This is a genomic window from Tistrella mobilis KA081020-065 (genome assembly GCF_000264455.2).
Classification (GTDB): Bacteria; Pseudomonadota; Alphaproteobacteria; order Tistrellales; family Tistrellaceae; genus Tistrella; species Tistrella mobilis.
On the sequence record NC_017957.2, the window covers coordinates 38,954 to 57,812 of the forward strand.

19 protein-coding genes are annotated in these 18,859 nt (G+C 69.0%); 10 read left to right on the top strand and 9 right to left on the bottom strand.

Annotation, left to right across the window (positions count from 1 at the left end):
* Positions 1-76: 76 nt before the first annotated feature.
* Together TMO_RS18125 and TMO_RS18130 are read left to right on the top strand one after the other, a co-directional pair.
* Positions 77-343, top strand: a complete 267-nt coding sequence (locus TMO_RS18125; RefSeq protein ID WP_014747116.1) for an AbrB/MazE/SpoVT family DNA-binding domain-containing protein — start codon at positions 77-79, stop codon at positions 341-343.
* Positions 340-765, top strand: coding sequence for a type II toxin-antitoxin system VapC family toxin (locus TMO_RS18130; protein WP_014747117.1), 426 nt, complete (start codon positions 340-342; stop codon positions 763-765). Before TMO_RS18125 ends, TMO_RS18130 begins: the two co-directional genes overlap by 4 nt.
* Here TMO_RS18130 and TMO_RS18135 read toward each other — a convergent pair.
* Together TMO_RS18135 and TMO_RS18140 are read right to left on the bottom strand one after the other, a co-directional pair.
* Positions 750-1,157 (bottom strand): hypothetical protein, encoded by a 408-nt coding sequence (locus tag TMO_RS18135; protein ID WP_014747118.1) that lies wholly within the window; start codon positions 1,155-1,157, stop codon positions 750-752. The two genes, TMO_RS18130 and TMO_RS18135, sit on opposite strands and share 16 nt — an antisense overlap.
* A 16-nt stretch (positions 1,158-1,173) precedes the next feature.
* Positions 1,174-2,016 (bottom strand): TIGR02587 family membrane protein, encoded by an 843-nt coding sequence (locus TMO_RS18140; protein WP_014747119.1) that lies wholly within the window; start codon positions 2,014-2,016, stop codon positions 1,174-1,176.
* 143 nt (positions 2,017-2,159) lie between these two features.
* On the opposite strand from TMO_RS18140, the gene TMO_RS18145 reads away from it, so the two are divergent.
* From TMO_RS18145 to TMO_RS29705, 3 genes are read left to right on the top strand one after another with little or no spacing between them, the layout of a single operon-like run.
* A complete protein-coding gene (locus TMO_RS18145) occupies positions 2,160-2,726 on the top strand; it encodes a DUF4142 domain-containing protein (protein ID WP_014747121.1) in 567 nt (188 codons plus the stop codon).
* A 38-nt stretch (positions 2,727-2,764) separates the two neighbouring features.
* The gene (locus TMO_RS18150; protein ID WP_014747122.1) at positions 2,765-4,018 is read left to right on the top strand and encodes a hypothetical protein; all 1,254 of its coding nucleotides are present in this window, start codon (positions 2,765-2,767) and stop codon (positions 4,016-4,018) included.
* A gap of 17 nt (positions 4,019-4,035) precedes the next feature.
* Positions 4,036-5,175 carry a DUF892 family protein gene (locus TMO_RS29705; protein ID WP_014747123.1) on the top strand — a complete coding sequence of 380 codons (1,140 nt, stop codon included), beginning with the start codon at positions 4,036-4,038 and terminating at the stop codon, positions 5,173-5,175.
* A 14-nt stretch (positions 5,176-5,189) separates the two neighbouring features.
* Here the strand turns inward: TMO_RS29705 and TMO_RS18160 are convergent, their stop codons facing one another.
* From TMO_RS18160 to TMO_RS18180, 5 genes are all read right to left on the bottom strand, one after another.
* Positions 5,190-6,131 (bottom strand): putative 2OG-Fe(II) oxygenase, encoded by a 942-nt coding sequence (locus tag TMO_RS18160; RefSeq protein WP_014747124.1) that lies wholly within the window; start codon positions 6,129-6,131, stop codon positions 5,190-5,192.
* The gene (locus tag TMO_RS18165; RefSeq protein ID WP_014747125.1) at positions 6,128-6,412 is read right to left on the bottom strand and encodes a PqqD family protein; all 285 of its coding nucleotides are present in this window, start codon (positions 6,410-6,412) and stop codon (positions 6,128-6,130) included. Before TMO_RS18165 ends, TMO_RS18160 begins: the two co-directional genes overlap by 4 nt.
* On the bottom strand, positions 6,409-7,443 hold the full coding sequence (locus TMO_RS18170) for a hypothetical protein (protein ID WP_014747126.1): 1,035 nt from the start codon (positions 7,441-7,443) through the stop codon (positions 6,409-6,411). The genes TMO_RS18165 and TMO_RS18170 overlap by 4 nt, the downstream gene beginning before the upstream one ends.
* Entirely contained in the window at positions 7,436-9,376 is a 1,941-nt protein-coding gene (locus TMO_RS18175) for an asparagine synthetase B family protein (protein ID WP_014747127.1), read from the bottom strand. Before TMO_RS18175 ends, TMO_RS18170 begins: the two co-directional genes overlap by 8 nt.
* 412 nt (positions 9,377-9,788) lie before the next feature.
* A complete protein-coding gene (locus tag TMO_RS18180; protein ID WP_014747129.1) occupies positions 9,789-10,268 on the bottom strand; it encodes an Lrp/AsnC family transcriptional regulator in 480 nt (159 codons plus the stop codon).
* A gap of 151 nt (positions 10,269-10,419) precedes the next feature.
* Between TMO_RS18180 and TMO_RS18185 the strand changes: the two genes are divergently transcribed.
* Entirely contained in the window at positions 10,420-11,205 is a 786-nt protein-coding gene (locus TMO_RS18185; RefSeq protein WP_014747130.1) for an acetoacetate decarboxylase family protein, read from the top strand.
* A 20-nt stretch (positions 11,206-11,225) separates the two neighbouring features.
* Here TMO_RS18185 and TMO_RS18190 read toward each other — a convergent pair whose 3' ends face one another.
* Positions 11,226-12,362 carry a CaiB/BaiF CoA transferase family protein gene (locus TMO_RS18190; protein ID WP_041606967.1) on the bottom strand — a complete coding sequence of 379 codons (1,137 nt, stop codon included), beginning with the start codon at positions 12,360-12,362 and terminating at the stop codon, positions 11,226-11,228.
* A 214-nt stretch (positions 12,363-12,576) separates the two neighbouring features.
* Between TMO_RS18190 and TMO_RS18195 the strand changes: the two genes are divergently transcribed.
* The gene (locus tag TMO_RS18195; protein ID WP_014747132.1) at positions 12,577-13,221 is read left to right on the top strand and encodes an exopolysaccharide biosynthesis protein; all 645 of its coding nucleotides are present in this window, start codon (positions 12,577-12,579) and stop codon (positions 13,219-13,221) included.
* On the opposite strand, the gene TMO_RS18200 is transcribed toward TMO_RS18195, so the two are convergent.
* Positions 13,178-15,424 carry a putative bifunctional diguanylate cyclase/phosphodiesterase gene (locus tag TMO_RS18200; protein WP_272481419.1) on the bottom strand — a complete coding sequence of 749 codons (2,247 nt, stop codon included), beginning with the start codon at positions 15,422-15,424 and terminating at the stop codon, positions 13,178-13,180. The genes TMO_RS18195 and TMO_RS18200 overlap by 44 nt on opposite strands.
* A 163-nt stretch (positions 15,425-15,587) precedes the next feature.
* Here TMO_RS18200 and TMO_RS18205 point away from each other — a divergent pair, with 163 nt between their 5' ends.
* From TMO_RS18205 to TMO_RS18215, 3 genes are all read left to right on the top strand, one after another.
* Entirely contained in the window at positions 15,588-17,414 is a 1,827-nt protein-coding gene (locus TMO_RS18205) for a YbhB/YbcL family Raf kinase inhibitor-like protein (RefSeq protein ID WP_014747134.1), read from the top strand.
* 146 nt (positions 17,415-17,560) lie between these two features.
* On the top strand, positions 17,561-17,827 hold the full coding sequence (locus TMO_RS18210) for a hypothetical protein (RefSeq protein WP_014747135.1): 267 nt from the start codon (positions 17,561-17,563) through the stop codon (positions 17,825-17,827).
* 168 nt (positions 17,828-17,995) lie between these two features.
* A complete protein-coding gene (locus tag TMO_RS18215; RefSeq protein WP_014747136.1) occupies positions 17,996-18,856 on the top strand; it encodes an inositol monophosphatase family protein in 861 nt (286 codons plus the stop codon).
* The last annotated feature ends 3 nt before the right edge of the window (positions 18,857-18,859 follow it).

Here is an 18,859-nt window from a genome sequence, read left to right on the forward strand (position 1 = left end):
GACACTTGACATCAAGCACTTGATGGTCGGCCGCATCGCTATGACATTTGAGAGCTGTGGAGCGATGGAGGTCGTGATGGCATCACTAGGGGTCACAGCTGAAGGTCAGGTCACGCTGAAGCAGGATCTGTTGCAGCATCTGGGGGTCAAACCGGGGGAACGGGTTGACGTCGAAAAGCTCCCCAATGGCGAGGTCCGGCTGCGGGCGGCGCGCCCGGCCGGCAACATTGAGGGCTTCTTTCATGCCCTGGACGGCAAGGTGTCGCTGCAGAAGCCGCTGACCATTGATGAGATGAACGACATCGCGGCGGCCGGCTGGGCCGGCACGTCTGGCGGCGCATGAAGGTCATCGCTGATACCAATGTGCTGGCGCGTGCGATCCTGCAGGACGACGAAGCACAATGCCGCATGGCACGTGACCTGCTGAAGCAGGCGACGTTGATCGCCGTCCCACTGCCGTGCCTGTGCGAACTGGTGTGGATCCTGCGGCAGGGCGCCAAACTGCCGAAAGAAGATGTGGCCGTCGCCATTCGGGCGCTGCTGAATACCGACACTGTCGTTGTGAACAGGCCGGCGGTAGAGGCGGGACTTGCGCTGCTGGACGCGGGCGGCGATTTCGCAGACGGCATCATCGCCCATGAAGGCAAATGGCTGGGCGGCGAGACCTTTGTCTCTTTCGATCGAAAAGCAGCGGCCCTGCTGTCGAAGCAGGGGGAATCCGTACGGTTGCTCAGCCAGCGCGACCCCCCTCACGGATCCGCATAGCCAACCGCCCGCATCCGCAGTGCCGCCCCCGTCGGATCGCGGTCGAACAGGATGCCGCCCTTGCGGGTGGAGCGGGCGGGCAGATAATCGATGCGGGTGCGACCGCGGGCCAGGACGTGGCCATCGGCCAGGATCTCGGCCTCGATCTCGACCTCGGATGCCGTGCGCGGGCCGGTGTTGCTGGCCTCGAAGGTGACGACCCAGCCCGCCCCGGCCTGCTGCACCGCCGTGGGGCGGACGGCCAGGGCCGGCGTGCCTGCGGGTTCGGTCAGGGCCAGATAGCCCAGCCATGCGGCCAGCGCGACCAGGGCCGCCGCTGCGACCGAGGCGATGATCCATTCCAGCGGGTCGGTCCTGTCGCCGCCACCCGCGTCGTCCATCCGCGTCCCCATCACACGAATATCCTCATCACACGATGATTCTGGCAGCTGCGGCGCCCACGGCGCCCGGGAAAGACAGCACGATCACGACGCCCGCGACGTCCACCGGGCCGGTGCCGTCCAGCCGGCCGATGGTCCAGAGCACGTAAAGACTGACCAGGGCGACCAGCACATAACCGGTGACCGTGAAGCGCAGGAACAGGCTCCAGAAGCCGTCTTCCGTGCGGGGGCCATGGCCGCCGATGAATTCCAGCTGGTAGACCAGGGCATGCATCACGATCAGGCTGGCCGCCAGAAGCCCCAGCTGCTGCCAGAGCGACATGCGCCAGGCGATCAACACCACCTCTTCGGTCGGCGCGATGTTGAGCGACAGGAAGAGCGCGCCCGCGACCATCACGAACAGCTCTCCGGCATAGCTTTCCTCCACCTCTTCCCGCCCGGCATCCTCCTGGTTCGAGGCCCCGAGCTGGGCGCGGCCGAAAAGCGCGCCCACCGCCCCGGGGGTGATCTGGATCGCGAGCTTGCCCAGCACTTCCGAGGCCGGCATCGCGTCCGAGATCACGCCGAAGATGCCGAGCACCCCGGCCGCGACCACGCCGGCGATGCCGATCGCGATCGCGGCATCGGCCGTGTCCTGGGCCAGGCTGGAGGTCCGGCGGAAGCCACCGATCCGCGACAGCCCGACCAGCAGCGGCAGGGTGAGCGCCAGCAGCAGAAGCAGCCGGGATGCCGGCACCGTGACGCCCAGTTGCCAGGTTTCCATGGTCATCAGGATCGGCAGGGTGAACAGCAGGGCCCCGGCCGCGGCGCGGCCCAGCCCGATGATCAGATCCCGCCGCGGCGATCGTCGCCGCTCATGCTGCCCGGACATGACGTCTCCGGATGATGCTGCCCCGGTGGAAATCGATCGGCGCCGGTTCCGGTTCCGCGGACGTCTGCGGATCTGCCTGCGGAACATAGCGCCCGGGCCGGGATTGCAGCTCCATACCGTGCAGCCCGAGAGGAGACGCCCCGATGATCCCCCGGCCGATCCGGACCACGACCATCAATGCCGTGCTCGCCGCCCGGCTGTTCGCCATGGCAGCCGGCGCCGTGCTGATCGGCAGCGGCATCGCCGCCGGCGCCAACATGACGGCCCCGGCCAGCTCCACCGCCGCCTATACCGAAGAGGCGGCGCTGTCCGACATCTTCGAGATCGAAGCGGCGAAGCTTGCCCGCAACAAGACGCAGAACGACGACATCCGCGCCTTTGCCGGCCGCATGGTGCTGGACCACACCGCCGCGACCGAAAAGATGAAGGAAACGCTGGCCGATATGGGCCTGTCGGTGCAGCTGCCGGCGCGGCTCGACGACCGGCGGATGAAGATCCTGGAAGATCTGAACGAACAGCAGGTCCCGGGCTTCGACCGGATGTATGTCGCAACCCAGATCGAGGCGCATGAAGCGGCGCTACAGCTGCATCGGGGCTATGCCGAAGCGGGCGAGAACGAGGAACTCCGCGAGACCGCGGCGGAGATCGCCGACACCGTGGAACGGCATCTGGAGCATATCCGCGACATTGCCGACGAGATGGGCTCCTGACCGCATGCCCGCCATCCGACACGCGAAGGATGAAGCCGATGACCTTCAATCCCCTGCAGGAAAAAGGCATTCCGCTCGAAAAGCAGTGCCGCACCTGGTCGGAGCTGAACATCCGGCCCTATGACAAGGCGAGCGTGCACCCCTATAGTCGCTGCCGCGGCATCGTGATGAACGGCATCGAGGTCGAGGCGGTGATGTTCTCGCACCAGATGGCCCGCAACACGCTCGACCCCGAAATCCGCAAGCAGCTGTCGCTGATGCGCCGGATCGAGGCCCAGCAGCAGAAGGTGATGAACTGGCTGATCCCCGGCGACGAGACCACGCTGGAGGTGACGCTGGGCTATGAACAGGTGGCGGTGGATCTGACGGCCTGGATCGCCCAGCACGAGCCCGACCCCTATCTGCGCCAGGTTTACGAATTCGGCCTGCTGGAGGATTTCGACCACCTCTACCGCTATGCCAACCTCTACCAGATGCTGGAGGGCCACAAGGCGGACGAGATCACGGATCGGCTGACCGAAATCATGCCCGGCCGTCCGACGCTGTTCGAACATCGCGATCCGCGCGACGAGATCCGCCGCCCGATGACCGCGCTCGCCGCCGATCCGCAATCGGTGATGAATGCGCTGACCGTGATGTCGGCCGAGCAGCAGACGATGAATTTCTACATGAACATCGGCAACCGGCCGCAGGAACCGCTGGCGCGCGCCACCTATCTGGAAATCGCCCAGATCGAGGAACAGCATGTCAGCCATTACGAAAGCATCCTGGACCCGACGGTCGGCTGGTTCGAAAACCTGGTGCTGCACCAGTATCACGAATGCTGGATGTACCATTCCTTCATGCAGGACGAAGTCGACCCCCGGGTGAAGGCGGTCTACGAGCTGCACCTGGCGATGGAGATCGAACACCTGCACGTCGCCTGCGAGATGATGCGCAAGGTGGAGAAGCGCGACCCCGAAGCCTTCCTGCCGCGCGAGATGGGCGAGAGCATCGTCTTCCGTGAGAACAAGGCCTTCATCCGCGACGTGCTGGCCCGGCAGGTGGACCTCACCTCCAAAGACAGCGATTTCGTGCCGGTGGACGAACTGCCGGCGGATGACCGCTATTTCGCCTGGAACCGCGCCGTCAATGACGGCTGGAACCCGACCGAAGAGATCATCGCCCGGGCGCGCGCCGATGGCGGCGACTACCGGCTGGAGACCGAAGGCCCCCATCCGGTGCCCGGGCTCAGGCGCGAAGACGCGCGCGACGACGCCACCACCGCCTATGCCCGCCGCCGGGCCAGCTGAAGAGGGCACGCCCCCCCATGTCCATCACCGTCAGCCACGTCCCCCCGGCGAAAGACTGTGCGCGTTCACCCCGCACCGGCGACCCCGTCCCGGGGGATCTGCATCTGGGCGACCCGGTCTCGCTGGGTGCCGCCCTGATCACCGGCCGCAAGGTGGCGCCCGACGCGACCCTGCTGCTGATCCAGGACCATCGCGAAGCGATGGCCATGTTCGACGCCCATGACGAACAGACCGATCCGGTGGAGCGCGCCGCCATCATCCGCCGACTGCTCCGGGCGCTGCGGCGGCATATGGAGATCGAGGAGCAGATCTTCTATCCCGAGGCCGCCCGCGCCACCGGCCGCGACGACCTGACCGGCCATGGCCGCCATGAACACGACGAGGCGCGCGGCATCATGGCCCGGATCGACACCGTGCTCGCCCGCGGCGAGGCGGCGGATCAGGCGATGGGAGAGCTGCGCCGGGCCATCGACCACCATGTGAAGGACGAGGAGGAGGAGCTGTTCCCCATCGTCCGCAACAGCGGGCTGGACCTCTACGCGCTGGGCCGCAGGCTTGCGGCCCGCAAGGTGGCCCTGCTCTACCGCACGACCGATGGCCGGGTGCCGGGCATCGCTTACGAAGACCTGGAGAGGCGCATGACCGACCGGATGAACGAGGCCCGCAGGCTGCTGGTGATCGGTCTGCGCGACATGCATGCCGCCACCCGGCTGGGCGACGAGATGCTGAAGGTGCAGCTGCCGCGGCTGAACACCCTGCCGCAGATGACGGCCCGGCTGGAGGCCCACCGCAAGGACAAGGCCGCCCAGCAGAGCCGCATCGAACACATCCTGGATGCGCTGGGCGAAGACCGGCCGGCGCTGAAGGACATGATGATGGCCGCAACCGGCGACCTCGCCACCCGGCTGAACGCAGCGAGGGGCGACGAGGTGGTGCGCAACGGCGTCACCATGTTCGGCATGGCCCATTACGAGGTGGCCTGGTACGAAAGCCTGGTCGTGCTGGCAGCCGAAGCCGGCGAGACCGAGGCCGCCCGCCTGCTGGCCGAATGCCTGGCCGAGGAACGCGCCATGGCCGCCTGGGTGGGGGAAAACCTCCGCGGCCTGCTGCTCTCGCATCTGGATGCGCTTGTATCGGGCGTGAAGGATGCGGGCTGAGAGATCGGCCGCCCTCAGTGCGAATGCCCGGCCTGGCCGGGCGGGGCCGGATGCAGTTCAAAGGCCACACAGATCCGCCGCTGATCACAGCCGAGCGGTACGGTCTCATGCGTGAAATGGCTGGGCATCAGCACCACGAGGCCGGGTTCAGGACGGATCCAGCGCTCCTCCCAACCTCCAGCCCCGCAACCGGCGGCCGGAAAGCCGCGCCCGGCAGCCGGGCCGACGCGCAGCCAGCCGGGCCGGCCCGCTACATCCGCCACCACCGGCGGCACCTCGGCGTAATAGACCCCGTTCACCCAGCTGGTGGCATGCAGATGGGGAAGATGGCGGGTTTCCGCCCCCGACACCACGCTCCAGGCCTTGAGGACAAGCCCGGCCGGCCGGGCGCGCAGGAACGGATTGGCCGGGTCCGCCGGCAGGCGGTCGACATAGTCGCAAGCCACCCGCCACAGCCGGTCGAGCAGACGGCGCAGCACCGGGCTGTCCGACCGTTCCAGATGGTTGCGGCGCGATCCCATGCGGATGGAGCGGTCGCCGGGCCGGTCATAATGCTCCAGCCCGCTCGCCAACTCGGCCACCAGCGGCGCCAGATCGGGATCATCCGGCCCGTGCAGACGGGTGATCGACAGGAACCGCTCGGGGCTGGTCAGCTCCCGGGCGGCCGGGATATCGCCCGCCCAGATCGCCGTGGCGGCCAGCAGGTCGAAGCTGCGCGGATTGGCGAAGCCGGCATCGACCAGCGCCCGGACCAGGGGGTAAAGCCGCTCTCGCGGGCGGGCCCAGATCAACAGGTCGACAAAGGCGCCGAAGGTTTCGAGATTGGGGTCGATCGCCTGGATGTGGCCGCAGAGCGCCGCAGCCGCATCGGCCCGGCCCTGCACAAGCAGGAAGGCCGCCTGACGGGCCATGGAGGCCAGATCCGGCGCGGCGGTGACGTCCGGGGCGTCGTTCACGTTGCCTCCTTTCGCACCAGCCCGTGGGTCAGCATGTCTGCGAGCAGCGCCGCGACATCGCGCCGGATGATGTCGAGCGGCGCGTCATAACGGGCATGCAGCTCGCCACACAGATCCTCGAACCGCGTCGGGGTCTCCAGCCGCGCCCAGATGGCGGCGCCGATGCTGTCCAGGTTGAAATAGGCGCTGCTCGCCAGATCCATCATCACCACATCGCCATCGATCTCGGTGGTGAGCGGGTCGGGAGAACGGGTGAAGACGGTCTCAGGGGGGAAGATCATGACGCGGACTGCCTTGCTGCCTGATCGAGGTTGAGCATTCCGGAACCGCCATGGGCGACGGCCGCCAGCCGCTGCCAGGGCGCGCGCAGGAAACGGTCGCAGAGGTCGTGCATCTCCGGGGTGGCGGCCGCCTGCTTCTGCGCCCGGTCGTCGCTGAAGGGCCGGCGGCCCCGGCGGCTCCAGGCCTGAAGCCGGGTCGCATCGGCCATCGCCGCCGCCTCGACCGGTGTCGGCGTGATGCCCAGGCGCGGCAGCAGGCGGGTGATCACCGCATCCGGCAGTTCCGCATAATCCAGGATCAGCCAGCCCGCCGGATCCGCCTCCACCGTCGCCGCCATGGCGGTGAAGGCGCGGCCCAGGCAGCGGACGATGAATTCGGCATCGCTCAACTCCCGCTGCCGGGCGAGCGCCACCCCCGACAGCAGCGGCGACCACACCGCATCACGCAGCTTCAGCCAGCCCGGTGGCCCGGTCAGGTTCGACACCAGGATTTCCAGCGGATCGCGAATGATCAGCACCCGGTGCATATCCGGATGGAGCTGCGCGAACAGATCCTGATCCCGCCAGCTGCGCAGCGACTGCTTCACGACCAGATGCCGTGCCCCGGGCCTGACCCGCTGGCCCAGCGACCGCAGCGCCGCATCCAGCGCCGCCAGCCGGTCGGCGATGGGCACCAGCGCCCAGAAGGCGCCGCAGATATCGACCACGGCCCCCGGCTCGTCCATCACCTGCAGGGCATCGATGCAGGACAGCATGCGGGCGGTGAGCGTGGAGCCGCAGCGGGTCAGATGCCAGATCGCAAGCAGCGGCGGCAACACCGGCGCCGTCGGCGCATGGTCACGGATCAGCGCAGAGTGCAGCCCCGCCGCGGCCGGATGATCGGCGGGCGGGCGGCCATGCAGACCGAACAACACCTCCTCGACCGGGGCATCGGCCGCCATCGGCCGCAGCAGGAAGCTGCCACCGCCGGCCGAGGGCACGGCGCGGACGGGCATGCAGATCGGGCCGGTTCCGGCGAGACCTTCAGCCATTGCGGCCTTCCTGCATCAGGATGAACTGCCCCACCCGCAGCGCCTCGCCCAGCCCCTTGCGCAGACGGTGAGAGGTGGGGAAGCGCCCGGCCTCTTCGGCGGTGGCCGGCCAGGCATCCAGGATCGCGCGCATATGCTGCGTATCCAGAATGGAGCAGGCCAGGGGTGATTGTTCGATCCGGTCGATCTCTGCCGCCATCCAGTCGCGCCGCCGCCCCATCCAGCCGAACCAGTCGGCATGCTGCAGGCCGATCCGACGCTCATCCAGAATCGGCTGCGGCACGCGGTCTGCCAGGGTGCGGCGGGCCAGCAGGCGCGGCACCCCGTTGCGGCGAAACTGGTCGCGCGGCAGCGACAGGCAGAACTCCACCAGGCCCAGATCGCAATACGGATCGCGCCAGGACCAGGCCATGCCCTGAAAGAGGTGGGCGTATTGGGCGTTGTTCTGGCGGAAATGTTCCAGCAGCCGGATATGGTTGTCGAGATCGGGCGAGCCCGTGCGCACGGTCGGCTGATCGTGTTCCGCCAGCCGCAACCGTTCCGCGACTTCTGGCCGGATGCTGCTCCATTCCTGCCACCAATAGTCCCGGCCGCCGCGCAACCGCCGCGTCAGGCGGCGAATGCCGGGGCCGGCCAGGGGCGCCACCGCCTGACCCCAAAGCGCCCGGGGGCCCCAGAACAGCCGTGGCCGGCCCCGCAATTCCGGGCGATAGGGAACGAGGTTGCGCCAGGCCGCCAGCGCCCGCCCGCGCCGCAACTGATCGGCCGCCACCCGGCCGCCGGTATAGCTGAGCGTGACATTGCCCGCATCGCCGCTCAGGACCACGCCGATGTCCTGTTCCCGCACAGTGCGCTCCAAGGGCAACAGCATCCAGGATATCTGATAGGGTCTCTTCACCGGCCAGTCGCGGCTCTGCAGCGGCCCGCCGGCATATTCCATCGAAAGGTCGGGTTGCCAGGCATCGACCAGATGCGGCGTCAACCCGGGATAGCGGGCCAGGAAAGGCTGCAGACGCTCCCACTCGTCGGCGAAATGACCGGCATCCGGGGGCAGCTGGGGAACATCGGGATCGGCGCGGATGGTGAGGGTATGGACGGGCGCGTCATGGCTGCGGGAGGCCGTCGCGGCGACGCCGGGGGAATCCAGCCCTGCCGACAGCAGGCACAGGATGGGTTTGCCGGCAGGGCAGCGCGCGGCGACCGCCCGGTCCAGATGTTCGCGCGCGGCCTCCACATACTCGGCATCCCGGCGCAGACGCAGTGTGCGCCGCGGCACCGGTGACCAGAAGGGGGCCGTCTGCGTGGATCCGTCCTGCCATTCCAGATACCAGCCCGGTTGCAGGCGCCGGATGTGGCGCCAGGGGGTGCGGTCGCCGATCCGGCTTTCCATCTTGACCAGCCGGTAGGCAAGCACCTCGGGGTCCGGTTCCGGATCAACCTCCGGGACGGCCAGCAACCAGCTGGGTCGGCTGGCCGCAACGATGCCGTCGGGCGTGGCGGCATGGCACAGGCTGTCCCGCCCCATCGGGCAGGCGGCGAGCAGCAGCGAGCGATCGGCGGGCGACCAGCGCACCAGGGTGTAGTCGCCATCCAGCCGGGCGAGCCCGTCGACGCCCCACCGGTCGAGAAGGGCATCGACCAGCCGCACCGGCGTCAGCGGCGTCGTCCGGTCCAGCCCCAGCTCTCGGGCCAGACCGGCGAGATTGTAGATCTCGCCGTTGACCAGCGTCACCGCGCCTGACGGACCCGCCCCGATTGATCGGGGCGCGGGGCGCCGTAGCCGGCCGGTCGGGTTGTCGCGGCCCAGCCCGACGACGACACCGCCGTCACCCTGGTGAATCCGGTCGATGCGGAAGTCCGACGGGCAGCGGCGGGCCAGATCACGCACCGCGCCACCGGTGCCGGCCAGAAACCCGGCGCTGCTCTGAACCATCCTGGCGGCGGGTCAGGAATGGGTGGAAATAAAGCCGTCGTCCGAAACATTGCTGATCCCCTGGGTCAGGGGCGTGGCATTGTAAACGCCCAGAACCGGCGCAGCCCAGGGCAGCAGGTCCGTATTCCGGGGCAGGGCAGGATGCGCCGGAGAGGCGGTCATTTCAGGCTTGTTCATATCCACACCAGCACATAACGGGTTCAAGTGGCGTACGGGGTTCCGGTACACGGGTGACCTCGCGGTCAGGGCACTTTGCAGGAAAACGTCGTCATTTTCAAACAGACTTTCTGACCGAACTCTTCGGACGCAGCTCCAGGCGTCGCTTTGGGAAAGTCATTCCAACGCTGTTTATTTCCACGCGAAAGATATTTGCGTCGCCGGCGTGAAACCGGCGCCGACGGCCCGAAGGCGGTCACCCCGCCCGCGGCAGCGGCAGGGTGCCCGGGGTCTTGATCTCGCGCAGCACCAGGCTGGAATGCATCTCGCGGATGCCGGGGAGGCGGCGGACCACGGTCATGGCGAAGCTGCCGAAGGCATCCAGATCGGCGGCGACGACCTGGAGCAGGAAATCGGCCTCGCCGGTGATCGCCCAGCAGGCCGTCACTTCGTCCAGGCGCATCACCTCGGCCTCGAACAGCCGGGCCTCGGCTTCGGAATGCACGCCGATGCGGGCGCGGACGAAGGCCTGCACGCCGAGGCCCAGCCTGCGGCGGTCGAGCTGCACGCCATAGCCGCGGATCACGCCCAACTCCTCCAGCCGCCGCACCCGGCGCCAGCAGGGCGAGGGCGAGAGGCCGACCGCCTGGGCCAGATCCTGATTGCTCATCCGGCCATCGCCCTGAAGCGTGCGCATGATCCGGATGTCGGCGGCATCGAAGCTGATCTCCGGCATGATCCATCCCCGGATTAAGAGAAAGCCGGCAGGATCTTGCGGGATCTGTGACGTTGTCGGCAAGCTTTGCACGCGCTTTTCGGGCGAAACGCGCTACACTGCGCGTGTCCGGTGCACAGGGCCGGGCCTTATCACCCGAAGGTTATCATCCATGCTGCACGGTTTCACACCCCCCTATACCCCGGAGGGCCGTTCCTCTCTGGTGCCGCCGCCGCCCTGGCATTATGCCGGCACGGTGCTGTCCATGGCCTGCCCGACCGATCCGGCGGCCGCCGCGCGCTTCCTGCCCCAGGGGTTCGGCCGCGCGACCGGGCGGATCATCGCCCATGTCTGCGAATGGCAGGCGACCACCGACGGCTGGGAACTGCTCGACCCGGTCAATGCCCAGTACCGGGAATTCATCCTGCTGGTCGAGGCCGAGCGCGAGGGTGCGCTGGTCAATTTCTGCCCGATGATCTGGGTCGATCAGGACATCTCGCTGATCCGCGGCTGGCTGCAGGGCTGGCCCAAGAAACTCGGCCAGGTGTGGATGACCCGCTCCTACGGGCTGGACCATCCGGCGGCCGCTCCGCTCCGCGCCGGCACCCGGCTGGGGGCGAGCCTGGCGGTCAAGGACCGGCGGCTGGCCGAAGCGGCGGTGACGCTGGATGGCGGTGAAGGCCAGGCGCTGGGCTTCCTGGCCGGGCCGACCTATGGGCTGGTGGGGGCGCCGTCGATCATCGGCGAACCGACGCCCGGCGCGCTCCGCCTGGTGCTGCCGGGCATCACCGGGCGGATGGCCGGGCCGATGGTCGGCGGCACGGCGGAGCTGCGCTTCTTCGACGCGCCGCGCGACGAATTGGCCGCCCTCCGCCCCACCGGGCCTGCGGTGGCGGCGATCGGCAATGTCGCGATCACCGTGACGGGTGCGACCGATATGGGCGTGGTGGCGGGGTAAGCCCCACCACCGGCCGGCCCTCAGGCAGCCGCGCCGGATGCCTTCAGCGCGGCGATCTCGTCGGCGGAGAAGCCCCAATCGGCCAGGCCCTGATCGGTATGGGTGCCGGGGGCCGGCGGCGGGGTCGGCCGGTCGGGTGCCGTGCGGCTGAAGCGCGGCGCCGGGCCCGGCTGAACCACGCCGTCCACCTCGATGAAGGTGCCGCGTTCGCGATTATGCGGGTGCTCCGGCGCCTCGAACATCGACAGCACCGGGGCGAAGCAGACATCGCTGCCTTCCATCAGGCTGCACCACTCGTCGCGGGTCTTGGTCTTGAACACCTCGACCAGCCGGGCCTTCATCCGCGGCCATTCCGCCTTGTCGTTCTGGGCCGCGAATTCGGCCGGGTCGAGCCCGGCCAGGCGGATCAGCTCGGCATAGAATTGCGGCTCGATCGAGCCGATCGAGACGTGTTTGCCGTCGGCCGTCTCGTAAGTGTCGTAGAAATGGGCGCCGCCATCGACCAGATTGGAGTAGCGGCGATCATCCCAGCTGCCGGCGGCGGCCATGCCGTACATCATGGTCATCAGGCTGGCGGCACCGTCGATCATGGTGGCGTCGACCACCTGGCCCTTGCCGCTGCGCCCGGCCTCGATCAGCGCCGCCATCAGCCCGAAGGCCAGATAGAGCGCGCCGCCGCCGAAATCGCCGACCAGGTTGAGCGGCGGCACCGGCTTGTCCGCCCCGCCGATCGCATGCAGCGCCCCCGACATGGCGATGTAGTTGATGTCGTGGCCGGCCACCTTCGCCAGCGGCCCGGTCTGGCCGAAACCGGTCATGCGGCCATAGACGAGCTTCGGGTTGCGCGCCAGGCAGATATCGGGGCCGAGGCCGAGCCGTTCCATCACGCCGGGGCGGAAGCCCTCGGTCAGAATATCGGCGCTCTCCACCAGTTTCAGCACGGCGGCGACACCTTCCGGCTTCTTCAGGTCCAGCACCACCGAGCGCTTGCCGCGGTTGGAGAGATCGAATTTCGGATCGAACAGCCCGCTGCCGGTCGCCCGCTCGATCCGCAGCACATCGGCGCCCAGATCGGCCAGCAGCATGGCGCAGAACGGCCCCGGGCCGAGGCCCGCGATCTCGATGACCCTGATCCCCTGAAGCGGACCCATTCCCAGCCTCCCTGTCGGTTGCGGCGCGTCGCGGCGGTATGCCCGGTCTTGCGGCCGTATGATTGAAGTGAACGGCCCGGCTCCGCAACCGTTTTCATCGACCCATGGGTTTCTTCCCGTCCCGCGGGTCAATTCTGCCGGCGGCGACAGTGCGGGACATTCCGGCCGGAACGGATCGGGCAGGCGGGGATTGAGGGGCGAAACCGAAGGAGGGTCAGCGGTGACGGCCGAAACCACAGGTCAGAAGACACAAGCTTCGGGGTCGCAAGCCTCGGGCTCGGGCGAGCCCGGCAATCTCGACGACCTGCTCGACCGGCTGGGAGAGGCCGGCCGGAACGACCAGGACGGCAAGGTGTCGGTCGACGACATCTGGCACACCATCGGCCAGCGATCTTTCGGGCCGCTGCTGCTGGTGGCGGGGCTGGTGGTGATGACGCCGCTGGGCGGCATTCCGTCGGTGCCCACCATCTTCGGGGTGATCGTGATCCTGATCGCAGGCCAGCTGCTGCTGGGACGCGAAAGCTTCTGGCTGCCGGGCTTTCTGCGCCGGCTGCGCACCGATCAGGGCAAGCTGGACAAATCCATCCGGGTGTCGCGGCCGGTCGCGCGCTTCGTCGACCGGCTGATCAAGCCGCGGCTGACCTGGCTGACCCGCAGCCCCTGGAACCGGGTGATCGCGGGTGTCTCGGTCGCGCTGGCCGCGATCATGCCGCCGCTGGAACTGGTGCCGATGGGGGCCGCCGTGCCGGCGGCAGCGATCACCGCTTTCGGCCTGGCCCTGGTCGCCCATGACGGGGTGCTGGCGCTGATCGCCTTCGCAATCAGCCTTGGCGGCTTCGTCCTGGTGGGGACCCAGCTTCTGTGACGCCGCCAGTGACGAAGCTTTCAGCAAAGACGGGGGCCGGCACCGGCCGGCCAAACAGATAGCCCTGGACCTCGTGGCAGTCGTGGCGGCACAGCATCTCAAGCTGCGCCTCGGTCTCCACCCCTTCGGCGATCACCTCCATGCCGAAACTGCGGCCCAGATAGAGCACCGCGCGCACCACGGCGGCATCCTCGGCATCGGTGGTGATGTCGCGGATGAAGCTGCGATCGATCTTCAGCCGGGTGACCGGGAAGCGCTTCAGCAGGCTGAGCGAGGCGAAGCCGGTGCCGTAATCGTCGAAAGCCAGCCCCACCCCCAGCGCCCGCAGATCATCGAGCAGCTGCAGGGTCAGCGGGTCGTTGCGCAGCACGATGGTCTCGACGATCTCCAGCTCCAGCGCCTGGGGCGGCAGGCCGGTTTCGGCCAGCACCTCGCGCACCAGCTCCAGCAGATGGCCACTGCGGAACTGGGCCTCGAACAGGTTGACGGCGATCCGGAAGTCGGGCCGGCTTGCGCGCCAGACCGCGGCCTGCCGGCAGGCGGTGCGCAGGACCCAGTCCCCCACCGCGGCGGCTGCCGGTTTCTGCGCCAGCACGTCGATGAAGGCCGCGGGCGTCAGCAGGCCGCGCTCGGGGTGGTTCCAGCGGAGCAGCGCCTCGGCACCGACCACGCGGCGGCCCTCGCAGGCGATCAGCGGCTGATAATACAGCTCGAACTGGCCGGTCTCGAAGGCCAGCCGCAATTCCCGCTCCAGCGCGCGGCGGGCGGTGGCCGCCGCGCGCAAGGCCGGCTCGAACAGCACATGGCGGTTCCGGCCGGCCCGTTTCGCCTGCTGCAGGGCCAGCATCGCCGCCCCCAGCAGCTCGTCCGGGTCGCCGCCATGGCCGGGCCCCAGCGCAATGCCCATGCGCACACCCACCGTGCAGGGGCGGCCGGCGATGTCGTGCGGGGCCGAAACGGCGGCCATCAGCCGGTCGGCCAGCGCGCTCGCCCGCGCCATGTCGTCGCCCGCCAGCAGAATGACGAATTCATCCCCCGCCAGCCGGGCGACCATCATCGCCGTCCCCGCACAGATGTCGCGCAGCCGTGCTGCGGCGCTTTTCAGCACGACATCCCCGGCCGGATTGCCGAAGGCATCGTTCACTTCCTTGAAGCCGGCCAGATCCAGCAGCATCAGCGTGACCGGACGGGAGGCGGCCATCACCTCGGCCATGCGGCGATACCAGGCGCCGCGATTGGGCAGCCCGGTCAGGCTGTCGACATAGGCCAGGCGGAACAGCCGCTCTTCGCTGCTGCGGCGCTCGGTCACGTCGCGGATGATCACGCCGATGCTGACGGCCCCGCCTTCGGTCCAGGTGGAGACCGACAGATCGGCGGGAATGGCCTTGCCGTTCCGGTCGATCACCGGCAGTTCGATCGACGGCCCGGCCGCCGGCATCAGCCCCCGGCGCAGCCGGTCCAGCTGTCGCGCATAAAGCCGCCGCCAGCTGTCCGGCACCAGGATCGCGGCGTCGCGGTCGACCATCTCGGCGGCGCTGTAGCCGAACAGCCGTTCCGCGGCGGCATTCCAGAAGCTGACCCGGCCATCGCCGGTCAGGCAGAGAATGGCGTCGGGAGAGGTGGCGGCGATGTTTTCGAACCGCGCCTGATCGGCGATGCGGGCATGGATCAGGCGGCGGATTTCCATCCGCTCCATCACCAGCCCGGCGATATCGGTCAGCGTGTGGCGGTCGGCCGCGCTGAAATCGTCGCGCGGCCGGCTGTCGATCAGGCAGACGGTGCCGATCCGCCGGCCCGACGGGGTGATCAGCGGCTTGCCGGCATAGAAGCGGATGAAGGGCGGCCCCAGCACCAGATCATTCGCCTGGAAACGCGGATCCTGCCGGGCATCGGGGACGACGAAGACCTCGTCCGCGAGGATCGCATGGGCGCAGAACGACACGTCGCGCCCGGTCTCGCAGACATCCAGCCCCAGCCGCGCCTTGAAAAACTGCCGGTCGCCGGCCACCAGCGACACCAGCACGATCGGCACGTCGAACAGCCGCGAGGCCAGGCCCACCAGACGATCGAATTCCTCTTCGGGTGGCGTGTCGACCAGATGATAGGCCGCAAGCGCCGCAAGACGATCGTCTTCGTCCGCGGACATCGGCCAGGAGGTCGGGGTCGGCTCGACGGAAGAAGTCGGCTCGGTGGGTCGGGTCATCTCGTCCTGCTCGCACGCGGCCCTTTGCGGGGCAGAGGTTGAAGTTTAGCAGAACCGGGTTAACAAACTCTCCCTCCGCGCGGATCGATCGGGCCCTGCCGGCGTTGCACCGGCAGGTCGATCATGAAACCTGGCCGAAGACGGAACCTGCAGGAGACCGCCCATGCACGCCCGCGCGCTTCTCCCCATCCTTGCAGCGCCCCCCAATGTCGCCCCCCTCACCCTGGTCGCCACCCTGACCCTGGTCGCCACCCTCACCCTGGCCGCCACCCCCGTCCGCGCCCAGGACCCGCCGATGGCGGTGCAGGCGACCGTCGCCGTGGTGAAGCCGGCGAAGCTGGATCTACCCGAACGCGACCAGGATCTGATCCGCCACCTGACGGTGTCCGACGGCTACAAGGTCGAGGTCTATGCCCGCGATCTGGGGGCGCCGCGCATGCTGGCGGTTTCCCCCGCCGGCACGCTTTATGCCACACGCCGCGACACCGGCGATGTGGTGATGCTGCCGGCGGCCGATGGCGGCGGCGCGCGCACGCCGCGCACCGTGGCGAGCCGCGCCGGGCTCCACGGCATCGCCTTCGACGGCGACCGGGTCTTTCTTGCCACCACCACCGATGTCTATGTGGCCGAGGTGCTGGCCGATGGCGGCTTCACGCGGCTGGAACGGATCATCGACGACCTGCCCGATGGCGGCCAGCACCCGAACCGGACGCTGGCCATCGGCCCCGACGGGCAGCTCTACATCTCGGTCGGCTCCAGCTGCAATGCCTGCGCCGAACCCAATCCCGAACATGCGACCATCCTGCGCGCCAGCCCCGACGGACAAAGCCGCCGGATCTTCGCCAGCGGCCTGCGCAACACCATCGGCTTCGACTGGCAGCCGGAAACCGGCGCGCTTTACGGCTTCGATCACGGCATCGACTGGCTGGGCGACGACGGCCAGCTGGAAGAGCTGAACCGGATCGAACAGGGCGGCCGCTATGGCTGGCCGCATCTGGTGGATTTCTCCCGCCCCCATGTCCGCAGCGCCCCGCCCGACGGCGTGTCGCTGGCCGACTGGAAGGCGATGTCGACCGAACCCGCGCTTGGCTACACCGCCCATGCCGCCCCGATGCAGATGGCGTTCCACGACGGCACCGGCATGCCGGCGGATGTGGCGGGCGATGCCTTCGTCGCCATGCGCGGATCCTGGAACCGGGCCACGCCCAGCGGTTACGAGGTGGTGCGGGTACGCTTCGAAGACGGCCGCCCGGTCGAGGTCCGCCCCTTCCTGACCGGCTTTCTGGCGGCGCCCCGGGGGGATGACCGGGTGCCCGGCATGATCGGCCGGCCGGTCGGCCTCGCGATCATGCCCGATGGCGCGATCATGGTGGGGGACGACACCAATGGCGTGATCTACCGCATCACCCACCCCGCGACGGAGGCGACCGGCGCGCGCATCGCGCCCGCAGAGCCGCCGGCGCAGAAGCCTGCGGGCCGGCCGCTGGCGCTGGAGCAACTGGCGCCGGACCAGGCGGCGGAAATGACGGTCACCGCCGGTTTCGAAGACGGCGGCAGCCTGCCGACGGCGATGCTGGCCCGCGGCCACGACGCCTCGCCCGCACTCACCTGGTCGGGCGCGCCCGAAGGCACCCGCTCCTTCGCGGTGATCATGGAGGATCCGGATGCGGGGGATCCGAAACCCTTCGTCCACTGGATGATCCACGACATCCCGGTCGGCCATCAGGCTCTGCGCACCGGCCTGCCGACGGCGCCGGTGCTGCGCGATCCGGAAGGCGCCCGCCAGGCGACCAACAGCCAGGGCGGCATCGGCTATACCGGCCCCAAGCCGCCGCCGGGCGACAGGCGCCACGCCTGGCACCTGGTCGTGCTGGCGCTGGATGTCCCGCGGCTGGAGGTCGGCCCCGCCGCCGATCCCGACGCGGTGCTGAAGGCCATGGACGGCCATGTGATCGGCGCCGGCCGGCTGGTTGGCCATGCTGGTGGCTGATGCATCCTTCCCGCTGCCGGTCGTCCACAACCCCGGCGCCGGCGGCGGCCTGTGGCCGGAGGCGCGGCTGCGCGCGCGGCTTGACGCACAGGGACTGGCGGCAGCGCCCCTCATCCACGCAAAGGATCCCGATCTCGGCCTGCGCCTTGCCGCCGCCGCAGCGCTGCCGGCTGACGCTGGGCGACCGGGTCGTAGCCCTGCGCAGCCTGCTGGTGGAGGTTCCCTGCCTGCCATGGAGCGGGCCGCGGCTGCTGATCGCACCCGGCCTGTCGCCCGGCGGCCGCCAGATCTGCGCCGTCACCCTGTCCGCCCGCCATCTGGCGGCGGCCCGGGACTGGCTCGCCGATCCCGAAATGCCGGTCCATGTCTTGTCGCCGCTGACCGCGCCCCATATCGTTCTGGACGGCCCATAGCGTTCTGGACAACCAGCGGCCCGGTCAGGATCGACGATGCGCAGCTGACCGAAGATGCCGCCGGCCGCCCCTTCGCCTTCGACCCCCACCCCTTTCGGATCCGGCCCGATCCCTTCCGCATCCTCACCGATCCCGATATCTGATCGACCCGCCAGACGGAGACCCGCCGTGACCGCCCTCAGCCCGAACGAGCTTCATGACATCGAGATGCTGGCGGTGGAACTGGCCGAGCGCGCCGGCGCCGAAATCGTCTCGCGGCTGGGCTCTCTGCTGTCGGTGCGCTACAAGACCGGCGCCGAAGACGACCGCACGCTACGCAACCCGGTCTCGGATGTCGACGAGGCGGTCGAGCGCGCGATCCGCGAGCGCCTGGCCGGGCGCTTCCCGGAACACGACGTGATCGGCGAAGAATTCGACCACCGCCCCGGCCGCGATCACAGCGTGGTCTGGGCGATCGATCCGATCGACGGCACCTCCAATTTCGTCAACGGCTTCCCGCTTTTCGCCTGCTCGATCGGCGTGCTGGAACGGGGCCGGCCGGTGGCCGCGGCGGTCTGGTGCGCGACCAGCCATGCGCTGCGCCCGGGCGTCTATCACGCACGCAAGGGCAGCGGGCTGCAATTCGACCGCCAGCCGCTCACGCCTGCCCGCAACCCGATGGTGCACCGCCGTTTGGCCGGCGTGCCGCAATTCCGCCGCGGCCGCCACCCCTGGGATCTGCGCAAGACCGGATCGGCTGCCATCGAATGCGCCTTCGTGGCGGCCGGCCTGCTGGAGGCGGCGGCCTTCAATTCGCCCAATCTCTGGGATGTGGCGGGCGGCGTGCTGCTGGTGCAGGAAGCGGGCGGCACGGTGCTGGAGGGGCGACCGGGTGCCTGGCAGGAATTCACGCAGTTCGCCCCCCGCCGCGGCCGCGGCGACACCCCCGACGCCCCCGCCGATCTGGCACGCTGGAACGCCGGTCTGATCCTGGGCACCAGTGCCGAAGCCGCCCGGATCATGGCGGAACAGGCGATCGCGGAGGGGTGAGGC

Coding starts and splice junctions, on each gene's coding strand:
- TMO_RS18125 (WP_014747116.1), top strand. CDS start 77: ATGGCATCACTAGGGGTCACAGCTGAAGGTCAGGTCACGCTGAAGCAG.
- TMO_RS18130 (WP_014747117.1), top strand. CDS start 340: ATGAAGGTCATCGCTGATACCAATGTGCTGGCGCGTGCGATCCTGCAG.
- TMO_RS18135 (WP_014747118.1), bottom strand. CDS start 1,157: ATGGGGACGCGGATGGACGACGCGGGTGGCGGCGACAGGACCGACCCG.
- TMO_RS18140 (WP_014747119.1), bottom strand. CDS start 2,016: ATGTCCGGGCAGCATGAGCGGCGACGATCGCCGCGGCGGGATCTGATC.
- TMO_RS18145 (WP_014747121.1), top strand. CDS start 2,160: ATGATCCCCCGGCCGATCCGGACCACGACCATCAATGCCGTGCTCGCC.
- TMO_RS18150 (WP_014747122.1), top strand. CDS start 2,765: ATGACCTTCAATCCCCTGCAGGAAAAAGGCATTCCGCTCGAAAAGCAG.
- TMO_RS29705 (WP_014747123.1), top strand. CDS start 4,036: ATGTCCATCACCGTCAGCCACGTCCCCCCGGCGAAAGACTGTGCGCGT.
- TMO_RS18165 (WP_014747125.1), bottom strand. CDS start 6,412: ATGATCTTCCCCCCTGAGACCGTCTTCACCCGTTCTCCCGACCCGCTC.
- TMO_RS18170 (WP_014747126.1), bottom strand. CDS start 7,443: ATGGCTGAAGGTCTCGCCGGAACCGGCCCGATCTGCATGCCCGTCCGC.
- TMO_RS18175 (WP_014747127.1), bottom strand. CDS start 9,376: ATGGTTCAGAGCAGCGCCGGGTTTCTGGCCGGCACCGGTGGCGCGGTG.
- TMO_RS18180 (WP_014747129.1), bottom strand. CDS start 10,268: ATGCCGGAGATCAGCTTCGATGCCGCCGACATCCGGATCATGCGCACG.
- TMO_RS18185 (WP_014747130.1), top strand. CDS start 10,420: ATGCTGCACGGTTTCACACCCCCCTATACCCCGGAGGGCCGTTCCTCT.
- TMO_RS18200 (WP_272481419.1), bottom strand. CDS start 15,424: ATGACCCGACCCACCGAGCCGACTTCTTCCGTCGAGCCGACCCCGACC.
- TMO_RS18205 (WP_014747134.1), top strand. CDS start 15,588: ATGCACGCCCGCGCGCTTCTCCCCATCCTTGCAGCGCCCCCCAATGTC.